This is a genomic window from Paenibacillus sp. SEL1 (genome assembly GCF_054602535.1).
Genome location: NZ_CM137723.1, coordinates 1,311,081 through 1,330,687 on the forward strand (window position 1 = coordinate 1,311,081; position 19,607 = coordinate 1,330,687).

A 19,607-nucleotide genomic window follows, 5' to 3' on the forward strand; every position below is an offset into this window, starting at 1 on the left:
GGTTTGATACCGCCCAGCAGCACCGGGCGGTATCAAGAAACCTGATCCATCCTAGAATGGATCAAGGTATATAACAAAGCTGATATGAGTCAGTCAGCAGTCAAACTACTCTACGCCAACCTCAGAGCCTTCCAGATTCAAACTCAGCTTATCGCCGGTTGTGTCATCCTCATCATCAAGCTCTCTCATTTCGATCTCTTGTTCGTCTTCAGACAGAATCTTCACGTCCATACCCAAGCTTTGCAGCTCTTTGATCAAGACCTTAAATGATTCTGGAACACCCGGTTCAGGTACATTTTCACCTTTGACAATGGATTCGTAAGTTTTAACACGTCCAACCACATCATCAGATTTCACAGTCAAAATTTCCTGAAGCGTGTACGCTGCGCCGTAGGCTTCCAATGCCCATACTTCCATCTCCCCGAAGCGCTGTCCACCGAATTGAGCTTTACCACCCAATGGTTGTTGCGTAACGAGAGAGTAAGGACCTGTAGAACGAGCATGGATTTTATCATCGACCATGTGCGCCAGTTTGATCATGTGCATGACACCGACAGTAACTTCACGTTCAAAACGATCACCCGTACGTCCGTCATACAACACAGTCTTACCATTACGCTGCATGCCTGCCTCTTCCATTGTATCGAATACGTCATATTCCTTGGCACCATCGAATACTGGAGTTGCCACATGAATACCAAGACGCATTGCAGCCATACCCAGATGGACTTCAAGCACCTGTCCGATGTTCATCCGTGAAGGTACGCCCAGCGGGTTCAGAACGACCTGTACTGGTGTGCCATCCGGCAGGAACGGCATATCTTCTTCAGGCAGAATACGGGCAACGACACCCTTGTTACCGTGACGTCCAGCCATTTTATCGCCTTCGGAGATTTTACGTTTTTGAGCAATATATACTCGAACCAACTGATTTACACCTGGTGGCAGTTCATCGCCATTTTCACGCGTAAATACCTTTACATCTACAACAATCCCGTCTGTTCCATGAGGAACTCTCAAAGAAGTATCGCGAACCTCGCGTGCCTTCTCACCAAAGATTGCGTGTAAGAGACGTTCTTCAGCTGTCAATTCAGTCACACCTTTAGGTGTTACTTTACCAACGAGAATGTCACCTGCGCCAATTTCAGCACCAATACGTATGATTCCACGCTCATCCAAGTTGCGAAGCGCTTCTTCACCGACATTTGGAATGTCGCGAGTGATTTCTTCCGGTCCAAGCTTCGTGTCACGAGCCTCGGATTCGTATTCCTCAATATGGATCGAGGTGTATACATCTTCCTTAACCAGTTTCTCACTCAGCAAGATCGCATCCTCGTAGTTGTAACCTTCCCAAGTCATGAAGGCAACGACAACGTTACGTCCCAACGCCAACTCACCCATCTCTGTAGATGGACCATCCGCAAGAATATCGCCAACTTTGACAATATCTCCTCTGTTCACAATCGGACGTTGGTTGATGCAAGTTCCTTGGTTAGATCGCATAAATTTGTGTAATTTATACTTAACAATGTCGCCCTTCACTTCAGCGCCATCTACAGTTTCGATACGACGCAACCAAATTTCGTTAGCCGAAGAACGTTCGATAACTCCGTTGTATTTGGATACAACGCAAACACCGGAATCTTTTGCAGACTTGTGCTCCATTCCTGTTCCGACCAATGGAGACTTCGGAATCAGAAGCGGGACAGCCTGACGCTGCATGTTGGAACCCATCAATGCGCGGTTAGAGTCATCATTCTCCAAGAACGGAATCAGTGCAGTCGCGACCGATACGACCTGTTTAGGCGATACGTCCATGTAATCGACACGGCTACTAGCCATCGGAATAATGTTATCAGACTGTTTGTTATAACGGACAATGACAACCTCATCCTTAAAGGTGTTTTCCTCCGTCAATTCCGCATTCGCCTGAGCAACAATGTAGTTATCTTCTTCATCAGCAGTCAGGTAATCAATCTGGTCTGTAACTTTTCCGGTTTTTGGATCTACCCAACGATAAGGAGCTTCGATAAATCCATACTCGTTAATGCGTGCAAAAGTGGACAAAGAGTTGATCAAACCAATGTTTGGTCCCTCTGGTGTCTCGATAGGACACATACGGCCGTAGTGACTCGGATGGACGTCACGCACTTCCATGCCCGCGCGTTCGCGCGTCAAACCGCCGGGTCCGAGTGCGGACAGACGACGTTTGTGCGTTAATTCAGCAAGCGGGTTCGTCTGATCCATAAACTGAGACAGCTGCGAGCTACCAAAGAACTCTTTAATCGAAGCAATTACTGGACGTATGTTAATCAATGCCTGTGGCGTAATTACATTAGCATCCTGAATCGACATTCTTTCGCGCACTACGCGTTCCATACGGGATAAACCGATACGGAACTGGTTTTGGAGCAACTCACCTACAGAACGCAAACGACGGTTACCTAAATGGTCAATATCGTCCGTACTTCCGATTCCGTGAAGCAAGTTAATAAAATAACTGATGGAGGAAATAATATCGGCAGGCGTAATATTCTTAACCGATTTATCAATATTTCCGTTAGCAATCAGTTTTACTACTTTACCATCCTCAATTGGTGAGAACACATCGATTGTTTGAAGTGGAATATCATTGCTTTCTAGCACACCACTCGCAACATGATACGTACGATGTCCTACTGATTCCTCCAGTTGGGCCAAAATCTCGTCCAACAGGCGGCGATCTACCATTTGACCGGCTTCAGCGATGATTTCACCAGTTGTTGTATCAATCAAAGTCTCAGCAAGTCGTTGATTGAACAAACGGTTTTTAATGTGAAGCTTTTTATTGATTTTGTAACGGCCTACGTTGGCCAGATCATAACGTTTAGGATCAAAGAAGCGAGCAACTAGCAAGCTCTTTGCGTTATCCAGTGTAGGCGGCTCACCTGGACGAAGACGCTCATAAATTTCAATCAGCGCTTTCTCGGTGGAATCCGTGTTGTCTTTATCAAGTGTGTTGCGGATATATTCGTCATTGCCGAGCAAATCCAGAATCTCAGCATCAGTGCCAAAGCCCAGCGCACGCAGCAACACCGTAACCGGAATTTTACGGGTACGGTCAATCCGGACATAGATAATATCCTTCGCATCCATCTCCAGTTCGAGCCAAGCCCCCCGGTTAGGAATTACCGTTGCGGTGTATGTTGTTTTCGCATTCTTGTCGACTTTTGTGCTGAAATAGACGCTGGGAGAGCGAACCAACTGGCTGACAATAACCCGTTCCGCACCGTTAATAATAAACGTACCCGTTTCAGTCATCAGCGGGAAGTCTCCCATGAATACTTCCTGCTCTTTCACTTCCCCGGTTTCTTTATTAATAAGCCGGACTTTTACCCGAAGCGGTGCTGCATACGTAACGTCGCGTTCCTTTGCGTCGTCAACGGTATATTTGGGTTCTCCGAGAGAATAGTCGATAAACTCCAGAATCAGATTTCCGGTGAAATCCTGAATTGGAGAAATATCCCGAAACATTTCCCTTAATCCTTCCTCCAAAAACCAATCATAGGATTTTTGTTGGATCTCAATCAGGTTCGGAACCTCGAGTACCTCATTAATACGTGCATAACTGCGCCGAGTGCGTCGACCATATTGAACAAGATGTCCTGCCAACTTAAACTCACCCCTCATGTCTACTCACTTTAAAAATACATTGCGAACCTCTGTTTGTGACCTTATAATAAGACACATACAGAAGATTCAATCTTACAAATACAGAAAAGCCCTTACTCGAATGCATTCGAAAAAAGAGCACCGTATCTGCAGAATCCTCTTACCGGAAGATCTTCATCACTTGTAGATTTGCCCAAAATGGTTGTATTATACGTAATAGAGATAAATAGTATACCTACTACGCATAAATCTATTGACATTTCAACAAACTAAAGCCATGGAGGGCATCCTAATACTGACATTTTATAATAATATCACAGACCAGGATTCAAGTCAATGGTCCTATTGCATTTTCTTGAAAACTTTTTTCAGCCTTCAAAATTCGATAACCTTTATCCTTTGTAACTTCCTCTACATGACCGAAAAGGCTCTCTATCTTAGCACTCGCCGAAGGGGCCCCCTGCTTTTTCTGAATGACTACCCACAAAGCTCCACCTTCGTTTAAATGCTCATAAGCAAGCTCAAAAATGGTATGCACTGTTTCTTTTCCTGCACGTATAGGAGGATTCGTCAAGATCACGTCAAAGCGTTCATCCTTCACTTCCGCAAACAAATCGCTTTGCTTAATGGTGACATTCTTAACCCCATTACGTTCCGCATTCTCTATCGCAAGTTGAACGGCTCGCTCATTAATATCAACCATTGTGACGTGTCCCTCTGGGACAAGCGCGGCTGCCGCCAGACCAATCGGGCCGTAACCGCATCCTACATCCAATACCGAGGCTTGTGCAGGAAGCTGCATCGCTTCAATCAGCACACGACTCCCGTAATCAATTCCCTGCTTCGAAAAAACGCCTGAATCGCTGGCAAAACGGTATGACCGCCCCCGCAGCACTGTTTCCAGGCTCCGTCGTTCATGCGCCGTCTCTGGCCGCTTGGAGTAATAATGATCAGCCATTCATGCCCACCTCTTTCGGTTGTACTACCATCATAGCCTTTACAATAACCTTTCAGACATGCTGGTACTACCGTTTTACAGCAACAAACCCCTTGAAGATCACCTCAAGGGGTTTGTTTTAGTCCATTGTCTGCTAGAAAGCAGTCAATTATTTTACTTCTACAGAAGCGCCTGCTTCTTCCAATTTTGCTTTAATGGATTCAGCTTCTTCTTTAGCGATTTTTTCTTTCAGTGGTTTTGGAGCGTTGTCAACCAGTTCTTTTGCTTCTTTCAGGCCAAGACCTGTGATTTCGCGAACTGCTTTGATAACGTTGATTTTGGAAGCGCCAGCGCTTGTCAAGATTACGTCGAACTCGGATTGCTCAGCTTCAGCTGCGCCACCTGCTGCGCCACCTGCTACAGCTACTGGAGCTGCTGCAGTTACGCCGAATTCTTCTTCGATTGCTTTCACGAGATCGTTCAGTTCCAATACGGACATACCTTTAATTGCTTCCAAGATTTGCTCTTTACTCATGGTTGAACCTCCATTTAAATTCGTATTTTTTTGTTCTCAACTGCTATACAGCAGGTTTAATCCCTAACTTATGCGCTTTGCTCTTCTTTTTCTGCAACAGCTTTAACTGCAAGCGCGAAGTTGCGCACAGGAGCTTGAAGCACGCTGAGGAGCATGGAAAGGAGACCTTCGCGGGATGGCAGTTCTGCCAGTGCTTTGATTTCCTCAACACCGATAACGCGACCTTCTACAACTGCACCTTTCAGTTCCAGTGCATTGTTCTTCTTAGCGAAATCGTTCAAGATTTTAGCTGCAGACACTGCATCATCTTTGCCGAACGCGATTGCAGTAGGACCTGTCAATACTGCGTCCAGTTCAGTCAATTCTGCTGCCGCAGTTGCACGGCGGAGCAGTGTGTTTTTCAGCACTTGAAATTCGATTCCGGCTTCGCGAAGCTGCTTACGCAGCTCAGTTACTTGGGCAACATTCAGACCGCGATAGTCTGCAACCACAGTCGTTACGCTCTCGCGCAATTTTGCAGCTACAACTTCAACAGCTTCTTGTTTTGCTTGAATCACCTTTGCATTTGCCAAACTGTACACCTCCTGATCAATTTATCCGCTTTGTTCGAAGCACCCGATCTGGTGATCTTACAAAGCTTGCTTTCATAAGCATGAAAAAAGCCTCCGTAGAGTACGAAGGCTTGATAAATCCACATGGACGGGACAAGCCCGTCACATGAAACGTTCTATCATAACACCTCGGTAGGAAATTAAGCCCAAAGGCACCTACTGTCTACGGTAAGCATATTCAACTTTAATGGTCAGTCACAAGGACTCACAACTTTTATAGAATAACAAATTCGATTGAACATGTCAATCAAAATATTATCTGTAAACAGATGCGTTCACACGTGCACTTGGTCCCATAGTCGAAGAAATAGCGATGTTTTTCAGGTATACACCTTTAGCAGCCGCTGGCTTCGCACGGTTCAAGGCTTCAACCAAGGCTTTAAGATTCTCGTTCAGCTGTTCAGCACTGAAGGAAGCTTTGCCGATTGGCGCGTGAATTTGACCGGCTTTGTCGAGACGGTATTCGATTTTACCGGCTTTAATTTCTTGAACAGCCTTGGCAACGTCGAAAGTAACTGTGCCTGCTTTAGGGTTAGGCATCAAACCTTTACCACCGAGCAAACGACCCAGTTTACCAACCTCACTCATCATATCAGGTGTCGCAACGCAGACGTCGAATTCGAACCAGCCTTGTTGGATTTTGTTGATCATATCTTGATCGCCAACAAAATCAGCGCCAGCCGCTTCCGCTTCTTTCACTTTGTCACCTTTTGCAAATACCAGAACGCGTTGTGTTTTACCCGTACCATGCGGCAGGACAACAACACCACGAACAGCCTGGTCTTGTTTACGGGAATCTACGCCCAGACGAACTGCTGCTTCAACGGTTTCGTCGAATTTAGCAGTCGCAGCCTTTTTTACCAGTTCAACGGCTTCTAAAGGCTCGTAAGTTGCTTCGCTGTCAATCAGCTTAGCAGCTTCCAGGTACTTCTTACCATGTTTAGCCATAATGTTTTCCTCCTTATGTGGTATTAGCGGATATTCCTCCCACACTTGCCGGACAGTCAAACTGCCGGCACACGTAGATTAATAAAATTAATCTACGATGGTGATACCCATGCTGCGAGCAGTACCTTCAACCATACGCATTGCCGATTCTACGGAAGCTGCGTTAAGGTCAGGCATTTTTTGCTCTGCAATTTGACGAACAGCAGCGCGATTTACAGTTGCAACTTTCGTTTTATTCGGTTCACCGGAACCTTTTTCGATTTTAGCAGCAACTTTCAACAGAACAGCAGCCGGTGGAGTTTTGGTGATGAACGTAAAAGAACGATCCTCAAATACCGAAATTTCAACCGGAATAATCAGGCCTGCTTGATCAGCAGTACGAGCATTGAACTCTTTACAGAATGCCATGATGTTGACACCTGCTTGACCCAAAGCTGGACCTACTGGAGGCGCTGGATTAGCTTTCCCTGCAGGAATCTGCAGTTTTACCATTTTAATTACCTTTTTTGCCATGGATGACACCTCCTTGACTCAATAGTGGTAGACGGACCTATCGATCCTCCCACAAGAAACCTGTAAGAAAAATCTATATTTTCTCCACTTGAGTATAATCCAACTCAAGCGGGGTTTCCCGTCCAAACATGTTGACGTGAACTTTAAGCTTGCTCTTCTCAACCAAAATTTCTTCCACGGAGCCCACAAAATTCGCAAAAGGACCAACTTTAATTCGCACGGATTCCTTAACATCGAATTCAATCTTCGGTTTCGGCTCTACCATGCCCATATGCTTCAGAATCTGTTCAACTTCTTCTGGAAGCAATGGCGTCGGTTTGGAACCCGAGCCTGTCGACCCTACAAATCCCGTAACACCTGGTGTATTGCGTACAACATACCAAGAGTCGTCGGTTTGGACCATTTCGACTAAGACATAACCAGGGTAGACTTTACGCATAACGGTTTTTTTCTTACCGTCCTTGGTTACCAGTTCTTCTTCCATAGGAACAAGAACACGGAATATCTTGTCTTCCATGCCCATGGACTCAACGCGTTTTTCCAAATTGGCTTTGACTTTGTTCTCATACCCTGAATAGGTATGAACGACGTACCATCTTTTTTCCATATCAAGCCACCTGGAACCCTTCCTAGATAATCGCTTCGATCACAGCGGAAATGCCGATATCGAGAACCCAAAAATAAATCGTGACGAACGCAATTGTCCCTATGACAATCAACGTATAGTTGGTCAGTTCTTTACGATTGGGCCAGCGAACCTTCTTGAGTTCAGCCCAGCTTTCAGAGAAAAAGGAAAACAGAGACTTGAAACTGCGTTTCACGCCGACTACACCTCCAAAAACTATCTGGTTTCCCGATGAGAAGTCTGTTCGTTACAGGACTTACAGAATTTCTTCATCTCCATGCGGTCGGGGTGATTACGCTTGTTTTTCGTCGTTGTGTAATTTCTTTGTTTGCATGTTGTACAAGCCAAAGTAATAATTACCCGCATGATGTGCACCTCCCGAAGACATCCAACACCGGAAGTCTCATAATTGATCCTAAAAAAAACCGCGAATTTAGGCCTACCTAAAACACTTTATCACACGGGGTTTTCCATGTCAACGAATGTTTGCATACAATTCGCAGTCCCGGCTGTGGTGCATTTTAACATCTGTGCATCCTTTAAACTGTTCTCTGAAAAGCTGCTTCAAAAATCAAGGCGATATCTATTATTCATCTTTTTTAGTATAAATCATTTGTAACACTTATAAACCTGCATAGCCTACCTATAACGAATAAAAAAAGACTCGGATTCGAGCCTTTTCCCTGTCAGCCTCTACTTTCAACTATCTCTTACTTCCAGATACTTTTCAAGTTTACGCTTGACCCGTTGCAGCGCGTTATCAATGGATTTCACATGGCGGTCAAGATCCTCTGCAATCTCCTGATACGAACGTCCGTCCAGATACAACATAAGTACCTTGCGTTCCAGCTCGCTCAGAATCTCGGACATCTTGTCCTCAAGGCCCACAAACTCTTCCTGATTGATTATCAGCTCTTCGGGGTCACTTACTTGTGTTCCGCAAATCACATCGAGCAACGTGCGATCTGACTCTTCATCATAGATGGGTTTGTCCAGAGATACGTAAGAGTTCAGAGGAATGTGCTTTTGTCGTGTAGCCGTCTTAATTGCCGTAATAATCTGTCGTGTAATGCACAACTCGGCGAAAGCCTTGAACGAAGCAAGCTTGTCTCCCTTAAAATCACGAATGGATTTGTAGAGACCAATCATGCCCTCCTGAATAATATCCTCGCGATCAGCACCAATCAAGAAGTAGGATCTGGCCTTGGCCCGCACAAAGTTCCGGTATTTGTTAATCAGAAACTCCAGCGCTTCCCCATCACCTTCATGGACTGCTCCGACAATGTCTTCATCATTTTTGTAATCAAACTTTGACAACATGATATCCTTGAGGTCCACACTCACTAACAATCCCTCCGGCTGCAACGCAAGGTACCCGTTACTCTCTCAAATATACGACAAGTATACGCGATGTAACCTGATACCGTCAACCACAACAACCTAAAAAAGAAGAGCGCTAACAAAATTGTCAATGGTTTCAAAATGGAGGAGTCCCCAATTATTGGTTTATTCTCTTCTCCATCGTTCAAACAACTTTCGAAGCTCCGGACTCAGTTTGGCATCTAGCGAGTTACGGGACAATTTGGCACTATCCTGCTGGATTCGCTTCTGCACTTCCCTTTCGGACTCCTCAATCTCGATCAGTAATTCCCGCGCCGACACCCTGAGTGCACCTTGTCCAAATGCGACATGTTGCTCTACCTGATCGCTTGTCGCTACGTAAATACTTCTTCTTTTACTGCTCAGCTCCCGAACCAATCGCTCGATGCACTCATCAGCAGTTTCTTTTTCTCTGGTAAAATAAATCTGGACTTTGCTCTGAGCAAAAGTTTTACCTAATCCTGGCACCCTGTAAGCATCAAATACGACGATGACTCTTCTGCCGGAATACGCCTGATGATCCGCCAGTCGTTCAAGAAGTCTGTCCCTCGCTTCCTGCATACCAGATTGTACCAGTGCGGAAAGTTCGGGCCAGGCTCCAATCATGTTGTAACCGTCCACAAGCAGAACATCCCGCGTGTCAGCCATATCGTTAGCCCCGTGCCTGTCGTCCGCGCAATACTTCGTACATGACAACACCCGCAGCTACAGAAGCATTAAGGGAATTAATTTGCCCCGCCATTGGCAGCTTGACGAGTACATCGCATTTTTCACGGATCAAACGGCCCATTCCTTTATTTTCGTTACCAATGACAATAGCTACTGGCCCCGTGAATACTCCATTCCCAAAGACAGGATCTGTCGCTGTAACATCCGTGCCAACTACCCATACACCTTCTTCTTTAAGACGATCAATGGTTTGTCCCAGATTGTTTACACGCGCCACCGGGACGTACTCCACAGCACCTGCCGATGTTTTGGACACTGTTACAGTTACAGCTGCAGAGCGCCTTTTCGGCACAATAACACCATGTGCTCCAGTACAGTCCGCTGTACGAAGGATGGAGCCCAAATTATGAGGATCTTCAATCTCATCCAGCAAAATTAAAAACGGCTCTTCTCCCTTATCACGAGCAGTGGCGAGCAATTCTTCCACTTCAACATAGGCAAAAGGCGCAGCTTGCGCGACCACTCCCTGATGCTGAATGCCCGGAACCATTTGATCCAGCTTACGCTTGTCCACCTGCAAGACAATAATTCCTGCTTTTTTGGCCTCAGCTGTAATCGGCAGCGTCAAATGTTTTTGTGCATTATCCGCAATCCATATTTTATTTATCGTTCTGCCTGAACGCAATGCCTCCGTTACCGAATGCTTACCGGCAATCCATTCTTCTTCCATCTCTAGCTTCCTCCCGGGACACGGCCGATGCTTGTTCCATCCAGTCCGTTCCCATTTATGATTTTTCTGTATTTTCCATCTGTGCAATTCCGTACGTAATCAACTCTCTTAATCTGTCCAAATGTCCATCACAATAAAGAGATCCAATTAACCCTTCCAGTGCAGTGGCGTGCCGATACTCAAGCACATCAGCATTTTTAGGCAAACTTCCTGATTTAGCATTTCTTCCTTGTCGGACAATATCGCGTTCTTCTTCCGTCAGTACCTTTTCCAATAGCCCCAACATACGACTCTGCGCCTTGGCGGAGACTAGCCCTGTGGCTCGGCGGTGCAGATGATTTGGACGCAGGTTGGGCTGTGCCAACAAATATTGCCGGACAGCTACCTCATACACTGCATCACCAATATAAGCTAGTGCAATGGGAGGCATCAAACGAGCTGGCTTGGACGCAGGGTACGGGAACCAGTTCCCCGTACCTGCCGATGCTCCTGAGTTCAGTGGCTTATCACTCATTTTCGCCGCCACCGCATACCCTGCGCCGTATCTTCAAGCACAATGCCTTTTGCAGCCAACAGATCGCGAATTTCGTCAGCTCTACCCCAGTTTTTGGTCTTACGAGCTTCGACACGTTCTGCAATTAACTGCTCAATTTCGTCATCCAGCAACTCTTCACTCGGTTCCGAATAAATGCGAAGAACGTTATTCATCGATTGAAAGGTATGCAATACAGCTTGTAGTTCCGCCTGATGTACGACATCTCGCTGCAACAAATGGTTTGCTTCGCTAACCCAATCAAATACAGCAGTAATCGCATCAGGTGTATTGAAATCATCATTCATTTTTTCGCCAAACTGCTGCAAAATTCCGTCGAGCTCCGTTTGCAGTTCCGTCGATACTCCCCCATTACCTTCCAGCGCATTAGCTAAACGATGCTTCACATTGGCAACTGCATTGGCAATCCGCTCGACACTGTTCTCTGCCTGACTCATAGTCTCTTGGTTGTAGTTCAACGGATTCCGGTAATGCGTCGACAACATAAAATAACGTAAAGCCTCCGGCTTGTGATGAGCGCGCAAATCTTTAACCAAAATACCATTACCGAGTGATTTCGACATTTTTTCATTATCTATGCGAATATAGCCGTTATGCATCCAGTAGCGAGATAATGGCTTACCCGTGATCGCTTCGGATTGTGCGCATTCACATTCATGATGCGGAAATTGCAGATCCTGTCCGCCCCCATGAATATCCAGTGTATCCCCCAAATAATGGCGAGCCATAGCAGAGCATTCGATATGCCAGCCTGGTCGTCCATCTCCCCAAGGGCTCGACCAATAAATTTCGCCCGGTTTCGCTGCCTTCCAGAGTACAAAGTCCTCAGCATTTTCCTTGCGTTCATCCACATTGATGCGAATACCGAACTGAAGCTCTTCCAGATTTTGACCTGACAGTTGTCCGTAATCTTTGAACTTTTTGGTTCGATAGAACACATCGCCATCATTCTCATAGGCATAGTCCTTGTCTACCAATCCCTTAATAAAATCAATAATCAGGTCCATGCTCTCTGTTACACGAGGGTTCATACTGGCAGCAGGAACATTCAATCCTGCCAGATCCTCATGGTAGGCAGCAATAAATTTCTCAGCAACTGCCGAAACCTCCATATCAAGTTCCCGAGCTTTGCGGATTAATTTATCATCGACATCCGTAAAATTCACCACATAGTTTACATCATAGCCCAAGTACTCCAGGTAGCTGCGCACCACGTCAAATACAATTACAGGTCGTGCATTGCCAATATGAATGTAATCATACACGGTAGGTCCGCATACATACATTTTAACCTTTCCAGGCTCCAGTGGCACAAAAGGCTCCCGACTCCTCGTCATTGTATTATAAATTTGAAGCGGCATTGTTATGTTCCTCCCTCATGAAAATCATTTTTCTAATTTATTCTCTTGGGTCACCTGATGTTTCTGAGCAGATGCCCCATCCTTCAAATCAGACATTTCTGCACGCAAACGTTCTATTTCCCGTTGAAGTTCTCGCATAGAGTCCACAACCGGATCAGGCAATTGATGACTAAGTCGGTCTGGACGCCTACCATCCTGTCTGACAACTCGCCCCGGGATGCCCACCACCGTACTGTTTGGTGGAACTTCTTTGAGCACAACCGAGTTAGAGCCAATGTTGGATTGTGCCCCAATCGTGAAAGAGCCTAATATCTTTGCACCGGAGCCGATAACAACATTATTCCCAATGGTCGGATGGCGCTTCCCTTTCTCTTTCCCAGTCCCGCCGAGTGTGACCCCCTGATACAATATGACATCGTCGCCAATCTCACAGGTTTCACCGATGACAACTCCCATGCCATGATCAATGAACAGCCGATCTCCGATACGAGCGCCAGGATGAATTTCAATGCCTGTCATAAACCTTGATACCTGGGATATAACACGGGCTAGAGTACACCAGTTTCGCAAATAAAACCAATGTGCGATTCGATGTGCCCAAAGGGCATGAACGCCGGAATACGTAAAAATGACCTCCAGCTTACTCCGGGCGGCCGGATCATTATCCAAAACAGTCTGAATGTCGGATTTGAAATGTCTGAACATGTCGCCCTCCTATTCCCTTCATATCCTTGCCGCATCATCACTACACTTCACGTTCCGCCAATTTTCGCATCCACCAGCACTCTTCGACATTTTTCAATCTATAACGAGTCTGAGTCTGATAAAAAAGAAAAAGCGTCTCCGCAGCCTAAGCTGCAGAGACGCATGAACGTGGTCCCACTCTGCTTCGAACATATCTGCTGCATAAAAAGCAGACAGTCCGTCTTTGGCGTCCTGTAACGGGAACGACTCGGCACGCCCTTGTCACATCAGCATTTGACGCTAATGAAAGTTCGGGCGCACGGCTCCCAGGCGCATTTCCTCCGCAGGTCATCTGGACGGCTCTCAGCCTGGAGTTTCCCCTCGACCGTCCTCTCTGGCAGATGCCCATATGCAGTGTACTTCTCCTGTTCGCAGCCTTTACACGTAAATATCAATCCGTATCAATGGAGTCATTATAGCGAAAAGACAACAAATTGACAAGAAATATCAGCCTTTAATTTGTGCCTTGAGACGATCCAGTACCTTGTCACGTCCGAGCAAAAAGATGGTTTCATTCAGATCTCGTCCATGCGTTTGGCCTGTAAGAGCCACACGAATCGGCATGAATAGTTGTTTTCCCTTAAAACCCGTTTCCTTTTGAACTTCCTTGATCAGCTTAGCCATTTGTGGAGCTGTAAATTCCTCACTCGTTTCAACTTTACCTGCAAAAGCTCTAAGTACCTCAGGAACCTGCTCTTCGGCCAATACAGCTGCTGCTTCAGCATCCAGCTCCAGATGTGAACGGAAAAACAACTCAGACAACGCTACAATATCGGATGCAGAAGTCATCTGTTCCTGGTATAAACGAACAAGGGCCTTAGCCCAATCCAGTTGTTGCGAAGACAGTTCAGTCGGCAACAGCCCCGCTGCCTGGAGATGTGGAATCGCCATGCTGGCAATTCGCTCAGGATCAGCCTTTTTAATATAGTGATTATTCAGGTAAGCAAGCTTATTGGTATCAAACACAGCTGGACTTTTGGACAAACGATTAGGATCGAAAATCGAAATCAGTTGTTCCCGATCATAGATCTCTTCTTCGCCTTCCGGGGACCAGCCCAGTAGTGCAATGAAGTTGAATATAGCTTCTGGCAAATAGCCCAACTTGTCATACTGCTCCATGAACTGAATAATGGATTCGTTACGCTTACTGAGCTTTTTGTGATCCTCGCCTACAATCAGCGTCATATGACCGAAGCGTGGCGGTTCCCAGCCGAGAGCTTCAAAGATCATCAACTGCCGCGGTGTATTGGAAACATGGTCTTCGCCCCGTAGTACATGCGATATTTTCATCAAATAATCGTCAACCGCTACAGCAAAGTTATATGTCGGAATACCATCCTTTTTGACGATAACAAAATCGCCGCTTTCCTTGGAATTAAATGTAATTTGACCTTTAACGATATCGTCAAACGTATATTCACGATCTTCCGGTACGCGAAAACGAATACTTGGTACACGGCCCTCTGCTTCGAATGCCTGGCACTGTTCTTCTGTTAGATCACGATGTTTTCCAGAATAGCGTGGTGTCTCCCCACGTTCCGTCTGTTCTTCACGCTCGCGCTCCAGCTCTTCTTCAGTGCAGTAACAGCGATAAGCCAAACCACGATCCAGCAAATCCTGCCAGTACGTTTTATATATGTCCAAGCGTTCCGTCTGACGATAAGGTCCAAACTCGCCTCCCACGTCTACGCTCTCATCCCAGTCCATACCCAACCATTTCAAATATTTAAGTTGGCTTTCTTCTCCGCCCTCAATATTGCGTTTCACATCTGTGTCTTCAATACGAATAATAAATTTTCCACCTTGATTGCGAGCAAACAAATAATTAAATAATGCCGTTCTGGCATTTCCAATGTGCAGATGCCCTGTAGGGCTTGGTGCATAGCGTACACGAACTTCCGTGCTCATATAATCTCCTCCAAATTGAATTACTCAAGATGATAGCATTTACTTGATAAGACAGACAACCGATTGAGCCGCGATTCCTTCACCCCGTCCGGGAAACCCGAGTTGCTCTGTCGTGGTCGCCTTGACGTTCACCTGGGATAGCTCCTCTGCTTCCAGCACCCGTGCGATGACTTCATTCATCTGCGGAATATACGATGCCATTTTGGGCTTTTGTGCGATAATCGTAGAATCAATATTCCCCAAGCGATATCCTCGCTCTTTAGCTAGCCCCCACACATGCTCCAGTAGCTTAAGACTGTCGGCATCCTTAAATTCTGGGTCATTATCCGGAAAATGCTTCCCGATGTCTCCCAAGCCAAGCGCGCCTAGGATAGCATCACTAATGGCATGCAGCAGCACGTCTGCATCGGAATGGCCCAACAAACCCTTTTCATACGGAATATTCACACCTCCGATGATGCATGGCCTTCCTTCCACCAGCTGGTGGACGTCAAATCCTTGTCCCACTCTGATCATTTGATATCCTCTCCCTCTGTTTTTACCCATAACGCCGCCATATCCAAATCCTCAGGCGTAGTAATTTTGATGTTCTTGTAGCTGCCTTGAACGACAGTAACCGGAATTCCTAGCCGCTCTATCAGCATAGAATCATCTGTTCCCAAGAATCCCGACTGCTCCGCTTCCTCATAGGCTCGCAGCAGATCAGAAAGACGAAAAGTCTGTGGCGTTTGAATACTCCACAGACTTCGGCGATCCGGCGTTGCTGTAATGATACCATCTCCGTTCACTTGCTTGACCGTATCCTTTACAGGTACTGCCGCTACAGAAGCACCAGTACGCTGGGCTGCCTCAAGGCATGAACGTACAAGCTCAGGTTGAATGAGTGGACGCACACCATCATGCACCATCACCCAATCCGCTTGTAAGTGGCGCAGACCGCGATAAACCGAATGCTGGCGTTCATTGCCACCAGCCACCACCCGTACATTTTTACCGATTTTGTATTGATGAATCCAATCTCGGCAGCGTTCCACATCTCCTGTCCCAGTCACCATCACCATTTCATCCACTTCGGGCATAGCTGCGAATATTTCAAGTGTATGTATGAAGATGGGCTTGTCCCGCAAAAGCAGAAATTGCTTGCTCTCCTGCGTCCCCATACGGGAGCCGCGCCCTGCTGCCACAATGACAACTCCTACCCGATTGTTCATTCAAATAACTCCTGCCCTGATCGCACTTGGACGATCCGTATGATAACACATCTACTTCATCATACCGCGTTTATTGAGCTTTTTCCAATAATTTTGGTTTAGCAAAGATCATACGGCCGGCAGAGGTCTGAAGTACACTCGTGACCAGTACCTCCATCAGAGAGCCAATATAGTCACGTCCGCCTTCTACAACAATCATCGTGCCATCATCCAGATAGGCTACACCCTGCCCATGCTCCTTGCCGTCTTTAATAATCTGCACCATAATTTCCTCGCCGGGCAATACGACAGGCTTCACTGCATTCGCCAAATCGTTAATATTTAGCACCGATACACCTTGCAGTTCGCATACTTTATTCAGGTTAAAATCATTAGTTACAACTTTACCCTGCAACACCTTTGCCAGCTTGACCAGCTTACTGTCGACCTCTGAAATTTCCTCAAAATCACCTTCGTAAATGAGCACATTCACATCCAGCTCTTTTTGGATTTTATTCAAAATATCCAGACCCCGGCGTCCACGATTACGCTTAAGTAAATCTGATGAATCTGCAATATGCTGAAGCTCCTCCAGCACAAATTCAGGAATCACAATCGTTCCTTCAATAAAACCTGTCTTGCAAATATCTGCAATACGTCCATCTATAATGACGCTGGTGTCCAATATTTTATGTTCCTCCAGCTTGCGTTCTTCTACACCCGTTCCCCGACCAAAAAAACCAGAACTCCAAAAGGAAGACAGCTCGTCCCGCTTTTCTAGTCCAACCATCAATCCTACATATCCGCATATCACGGTAACAGCGGTCTGGATAAGTTGACCCGGGGCCCCCAACCATGAAAAAAGCGGATAAACTGCTAAGGAAAGCGTCAATCCCACTGCTAAACCAATCACACCTGCCATCATCTCGTTCATCGGAATTCGTACCAAGCCTTCAATGCCCTGCTGCAATCGATTTGCCACGGATGCCCCTGCGAATGAACACCCAGCCATAAATAGCACTGCTCCCGCCATCATCCAAACAATCATTCCCGGTAAAGACCCATCACTCAACCATTGTGGCATCCACGATACAATGCCTCCTACCCGCTGGTATAACGTATAGCCAAACCATGCTCCGCACAATCCTGTAAAAGTTAAAATAGCCTTTCTCCACATTGAGTCTCTATACCTCCTTTATTTTCTTTGCATATAGTCTGCTGCTTGTTGGATACATAGCATTTCTCTTACCAGTATGATCCATTTCCCACATAACTAACCCTGTGTTTTCACTTTTTATGCATAAAAAAAAAGCATTTATCTCCCTAAAATGATTCAAGGAAATAAATGCTTATTCTTGTTCTTGCTTGATACTAGCGCTGTGAATGACGATATTGATCGTCCTGTTCTTCCTGACTGGAACGCTCCCGATCACGTCCACGTCTGCGTGACAGCTTACGAATGTTCAGCTTCATACCATACAATGCATACAGCACCAGCGGCACAAAAATCAGCTTCGACAGCTGGTCAGGGAATTTAACAGCCAACACCACCGCTGCAATTACGACCCATGGAGCAACCCAGATCGCTTTTTTCGGAAGGCCGACCTTTTTAAAATTCGGATATCTCATGGAGCTGACCATCAAATAAGAAACCAGCAACATCGCAATCGACATGTATAACAATGAAATATCGTTATGGAATAAGGACAAAGTGGCTAATACGCCACCTGCTGCCGGAATTGGCAACCCCGTAAAATAACCTGGAACACCAGGACGTACGTTAAATCGAGCCAAACGCAACGCTCCGCACATCGGGAAAATGGCAGTAACCGTCCAAGCGAGAGCCGAATTCGCATCATGAAAAGCAACCATGTACATAATAACTGCAGGAGCAACACCAAAAGATATCATATCTGATAAGGAGTCCAGTTCTTTACCGAATTCGCTTTGGGCATTCAGGACCCGGGCCATCCTACCATCCAGTCCGTCCAACAACATGGCGACAATAACCATAATAGCGGCAAGACTGTATTTTCCGTCTACCGCCAATAAAATGGCGATCATTCCGAGAAACAAGTTACCTAAGGTACACATGTTCGGAATTGATTTGGTAATCATCTCTTCACCTCAATGTATGAATTGTTCCATTATAATCCTTTCACTGTATTACATTTACATTTGCCTGTCAATGAAAACTTGTTCCTGCAAACGTTTAAGACCTTCTTTAATCGTACGCGCACGAACCTCTCCAATACCATCCACTTCATCCAGTTCTTCTATCGTTGCTGTGATGACATGTGGAAAACGTCCAAACCGCTCCACCAGATTATGAATAATCACATTCGGCAAACGCGGTATCTTGTTCAGTACCCGATAGCCACGTGCAGCAATATACTCCTCTGATGTCGCAGCTGAAGAAGGGTAGCCTAGTAAGCGTACAATATGATTCACATCCAACAATTCGTCGTCCGTAGAACGTTTGAGTCCCAATATAATTTCACGAATCTTCTCGTCGCTATCGTCTTTGGCATAATCCTTATACAGCAACCAAGCTTCTTCTTCAATGTTGCTGACAAGCTCTTCCATCTGCATACTAATCAGACGGCCCTCATTTCCGAGCTCGTTAATAAATCGTTTGATTTCCATTTTGATGCGCAGCACCATTTCGATCCGCTGGATGACATTAACGACTTCCGGCATGGTAACCAGCTCTTCAAATTCAGATGCTGTCAAATTCGTAGAGGCTTGCCCCAATACGGATCTATATTTTTCTAACGTCTGAATAGCCTGATTGGCTTTCGTTAAAATAACCCCGATTTCCTTAAGCGCATACCGTAATGTCCCCTGATACAAGGTAATAATATTACGCCGCTGGGAAATAGACACAACTAATTTGCCAGTTTGCTTTGCAACTCGTTCTGCTGTCCGGTGCCGAATTCCTGTTTCAATTGAAGAAATGGAGGAGTCCGGAATCAGTTGTGTATTGGCATATAAAATTCGTTTTAAATCCTCGCTCAATATGATTGCGCCGTCCATTTTAGCCAACTCATACAAATAGTTCGGTGAAAAATCACAATTGATGGAGAAACCGCCATCCACGACTTCCATAACTTCTGGGCTATAGCCAACGACCAGAAGAGCACCCGTTTTGGCACGCAAAACGTTTTCCAACCCGTCGCGAAAGGGAGTTCCCGGTGCCACAAGCCGCAGCAAATCGTTCATTTTATCCAGTTGGCTCGCTTCTTTCATTCT

General features: G+C 45.9%; 21 protein-coding genes and 1 other annotated feature. All 21 genes read right to left on the reverse strand.

What is annotated here, in order from left to right:
• Window positions 1-105 precede the first annotated feature (105 nt).
• Window positions 106-3,651 (reverse strand): DNA-directed RNA polymerase subunit beta, encoded by a 3,546-nt coding sequence (gene rpoB / locus ACYCSE_RS06120; RefSeq protein ID WP_061831396.1) that lies wholly within the window; start codon window positions 3,649-3,651, stop codon window positions 106-108.
• 328 nt (window positions 3,652-3,979) lie between these two features.
• Window positions 3,980-4,609, reverse strand: a complete 630-nt coding sequence (locus ACYCSE_RS06125) for a class I SAM-dependent methyltransferase (protein ID WP_459701830.1) — start codon at window positions 4,607-4,609, stop codon at window positions 3,980-3,982.
• Between the two features lie 148 nt (window positions 4,610-4,757).
• Window positions 4,758-5,123, reverse strand: a complete 366-nt coding sequence (gene rplL / locus ACYCSE_RS06130; RefSeq protein ID WP_010348819.1) for a 50S ribosomal protein L7/L12 — start codon at window positions 5,121-5,123, stop codon at window positions 4,758-4,760.
• A 68-nt stretch (window positions 5,124-5,191) separates the two neighbouring features.
• Complete coding sequence (gene rplJ / locus ACYCSE_RS06135) at window positions 5,192-5,695, reverse strand: 50S ribosomal protein L10 (RefSeq protein WP_013312168.1); 504 nt, start codon at window positions 5,693-5,695, stop codon at window positions 5,192-5,194.
• 74 nt (window positions 5,696-5,769) lie between these two features.
• Window positions 5,770-5,921, reverse strand: a sequence feature (ribosomal protein L10 leader region).
• Window positions 5,922-5,989: 68 nt separating this feature from the next.
• Window positions 5,990-6,682 (reverse strand): 50S ribosomal protein L1, encoded by a 693-nt coding sequence (rplA, locus tag ACYCSE_RS06140; protein WP_013312169.1) that lies wholly within the window; start codon window positions 6,680-6,682, stop codon window positions 5,990-5,992.
• A gap of 87 nt (window positions 6,683-6,769) precedes the next feature.
• Window positions 6,770-7,195, reverse strand: coding sequence for a 50S ribosomal protein L11 (rplK, locus tag ACYCSE_RS06145; protein WP_007432595.1), 426 nt, complete (start codon window positions 7,193-7,195; stop codon window positions 6,770-6,772).
• A gap of 73 nt (window positions 7,196-7,268) precedes the next feature.
• Window positions 7,269-7,802: a transcription termination/antitermination protein NusG gene (gene nusG, locus ACYCSE_RS06150; RefSeq protein ID WP_007432596.1), complete on the reverse strand. Its 534-nt coding sequence runs from the start codon at window positions 7,800-7,802 to the stop codon at window positions 7,269-7,271.
• A 22-nt stretch (window positions 7,803-7,824) separates the two neighbouring features.
• Entirely contained in the window at window positions 7,825-8,016 is a 192-nt protein-coding gene (gene secE, locus ACYCSE_RS06155; protein WP_013312170.1) for a preprotein translocase subunit SecE, read from the reverse strand.
• 20 nt (window positions 8,017-8,036) lie between these two features.
• A complete protein-coding gene (rpmG, locus tag ACYCSE_RS06160; RefSeq protein ID WP_023990562.1) occupies window positions 8,037-8,186 on the reverse strand; it encodes a 50S ribosomal protein L33 in 150 nt (49 codons plus the stop codon).
• 333 nt (window positions 8,187-8,519) lie between these two features.
• Complete coding sequence (sigH, locus tag ACYCSE_RS06165) at window positions 8,520-9,164, reverse strand: RNA polymerase sporulation sigma factor SigH (protein ID WP_016324748.1); 645 nt, start codon at window positions 9,162-9,164, stop codon at window positions 8,520-8,522.
• 162 nt (window positions 9,165-9,326) lie between these two features.
• Entirely contained in the window at window positions 9,327-9,848 is a 522-nt protein-coding gene (locus ACYCSE_RS06170; protein ID WP_007432599.1) for an NYN domain-containing protein, read from the reverse strand.
• A 4-nt stretch (window positions 9,849-9,852) separates the two neighbouring features.
• The gene (rlmB, locus tag ACYCSE_RS06175) at window positions 9,853-10,599 is read right to left on the reverse strand and encodes a 23S rRNA (guanosine(2251)-2'-O)-methyltransferase RlmB (RefSeq protein ID WP_013312173.1); all 747 of its coding nucleotides are present in this window, start codon (window positions 10,597-10,599) and stop codon (window positions 9,853-9,855) included.
• 55 nt (window positions 10,600-10,654) lie between these two features.
• The gene (locus ACYCSE_RS06180; protein WP_069290482.1) at window positions 10,655-11,113 is read right to left on the reverse strand and encodes a Mini-ribonuclease 3; all 459 of its coding nucleotides are present in this window, start codon (window positions 11,111-11,113) and stop codon (window positions 10,655-10,657) included.
• A complete protein-coding gene (cysS, locus tag ACYCSE_RS06185; protein ID WP_459701831.1) occupies window positions 11,110-12,513 on the reverse strand; it encodes a cysteine--tRNA ligase in 1,404 nt (467 codons plus the stop codon). The genes ACYCSE_RS06180 and cysS overlap by 4 nt, the downstream gene beginning before the upstream one ends.
• Window positions 12,514-12,537: 24 nt before the next feature.
• On the reverse strand, window positions 12,538-13,218 hold the full coding sequence (gene cysE / locus ACYCSE_RS06190; protein ID WP_069290484.1) for a serine O-acetyltransferase: 681 nt from the start codon (window positions 13,216-13,218) through the stop codon (window positions 12,538-12,540).
• A gap of 486 nt (window positions 13,219-13,704) precedes the next feature.
• Window positions 13,705-15,165, reverse strand: coding sequence for a glutamate--tRNA ligase (gene gltX, locus ACYCSE_RS06195; protein ID WP_459701832.1), 1,461 nt, complete (start codon window positions 15,163-15,165; stop codon window positions 13,705-13,707).
• Between the two features lie 39 nt (window positions 15,166-15,204).
• Window positions 15,205-15,681, reverse strand: coding sequence for a 2-C-methyl-D-erythritol 2,4-cyclodiphosphate synthase (gene ispF, locus ACYCSE_RS06200; RefSeq protein ID WP_254351860.1), 477 nt, complete (start codon window positions 15,679-15,681; stop codon window positions 15,205-15,207).
• On the reverse strand, window positions 15,678-16,376 hold the full coding sequence (gene ispD / locus ACYCSE_RS06205; RefSeq protein WP_061831389.1) for a 2-C-methyl-D-erythritol 4-phosphate cytidylyltransferase: 699 nt from the start codon (window positions 16,374-16,376) through the stop codon (window positions 15,678-15,680). Before ispD ends, ispF begins: the two co-directional genes overlap by 4 nt.
• 70 nt (window positions 16,377-16,446) lie before the next feature.
• Window positions 16,447-17,532, reverse strand: a complete 1,086-nt coding sequence (locus ACYCSE_RS06210) for a PIN/TRAM domain-containing protein (RefSeq protein ID WP_039274953.1) — start codon at window positions 17,530-17,532, stop codon at window positions 16,447-16,449.
• Window positions 17,533-17,726: 194 nt separating this feature from the next.
• Window positions 17,727-18,473: a CDP-diacylglycerol--serine O-phosphatidyltransferase gene (gene pssA, locus ACYCSE_RS06215; protein ID WP_025723803.1), complete on the reverse strand. Its 747-nt coding sequence runs from the start codon at window positions 18,471-18,473 to the stop codon at window positions 17,727-17,729.
• A 54-nt stretch (window positions 18,474-18,527) separates the two neighbouring features.
• A complete protein-coding gene (disA, locus tag ACYCSE_RS06220; protein ID WP_013312183.1) occupies window positions 18,528-19,604 on the reverse strand; it encodes a DNA integrity scanning diadenylate cyclase DisA in 1,077 nt (358 codons plus the stop codon).
• Between the last annotated feature and the right edge of the window lie 3 nt (window positions 19,605-19,607).

Coding starts and splice junctions, on each gene's coding strand:
- ACYCSE_RS06125 (WP_459701830.1), bottom strand. CDS start 4,609: ATGGCTGATCATTATTACTCCAAGCGGCCAGAGACGGCGCATGAACGA.
- rplL (WP_010348819.1), bottom strand. CDS start 5,123: ATGAGTAAAGAGCAAATCTTGGAAGCAATTAAAGGTATGTCCGTATTG.
- rplA (WP_013312169.1), bottom strand. CDS start 6,682: ATGGCTAAACATGGTAAGAAGTACCTGGAAGCTGCTAAGCTGATTGAC.
- rplK (WP_007432595.1), bottom strand. CDS start 7,195: ATGGCAAAAAAGGTAATTAAAATGGTAAAACTGCAGATTCCTGCAGGG.
- nusG (WP_007432596.1), bottom strand. CDS start 7,802: ATGGAAAAAAGATGGTACGTCGTTCATACCTATTCAGGGTATGAGAAC.
- rpmG (WP_023990562.1), bottom strand. CDS start 8,186: ATGCGGGTAATTATTACTTTGGCTTGTACAACATGCAAACAAAGAAAT.
- ACYCSE_RS06170 (WP_007432599.1), bottom strand. CDS start 9,848: ATGGCTGACACGCGGGATGTTCTGCTTGTGGACGGTTACAACATGATT.
- rlmB (WP_013312173.1), bottom strand. CDS start 10,599: ATGGAAGAAGAATGGATTGCCGGTAAGCATTCGGTAACGGAGGCATTG.
- ACYCSE_RS06180 (WP_069290482.1), bottom strand. CDS start 11,113: ATGAGTGATAAGCCACTGAACTCAGGAGCATCGGCAGGTACGGGGAAC.
- cysS (WP_459701831.1), bottom strand. CDS start 12,513: ATGCCGCTTCAAATTTATAATACAATGACGAGGAGTCGGGAGCCTTTT.
- cysE (WP_069290484.1), bottom strand. CDS start 13,218: ATGTTCAGACATTTCAAATCCGACATTCAGACTGTTTTGGATAATGAT.
- gltX (WP_459701832.1), bottom strand. CDS start 15,165: ATGAGCACGGAAGTTCGTGTACGCTATGCACCAAGCCCTACAGGGCAT.
- ispF (WP_254351860.1), bottom strand. CDS start 15,681: ATGATCAGAGTGGGACAAGGATTTGACGTCCACCAGCTGGTGGAAGGA.
- ispD (WP_061831389.1), bottom strand. CDS start 16,376: ATGAACAATCGGGTAGGAGTTGTCATTGTGGCAGCAGGGCGCGGCTCC.
- ACYCSE_RS06210 (WP_039274953.1), bottom strand. CDS start 17,532: ATGTGGAGAAAGGCTATTTTAACTTTTACAGGATTGTGCGGAGCATGG.
- pssA (WP_025723803.1), bottom strand. CDS start 18,473: ATGATTACCAAATCAATTCCGAACATGTGTACCTTAGGTAACTTGTTT.
- disA (WP_013312183.1), bottom strand. CDS start 19,604: ATGAAAGAAGCGAGCCAACTGGATAAAATGAACGATTTGCTGCGGCTT.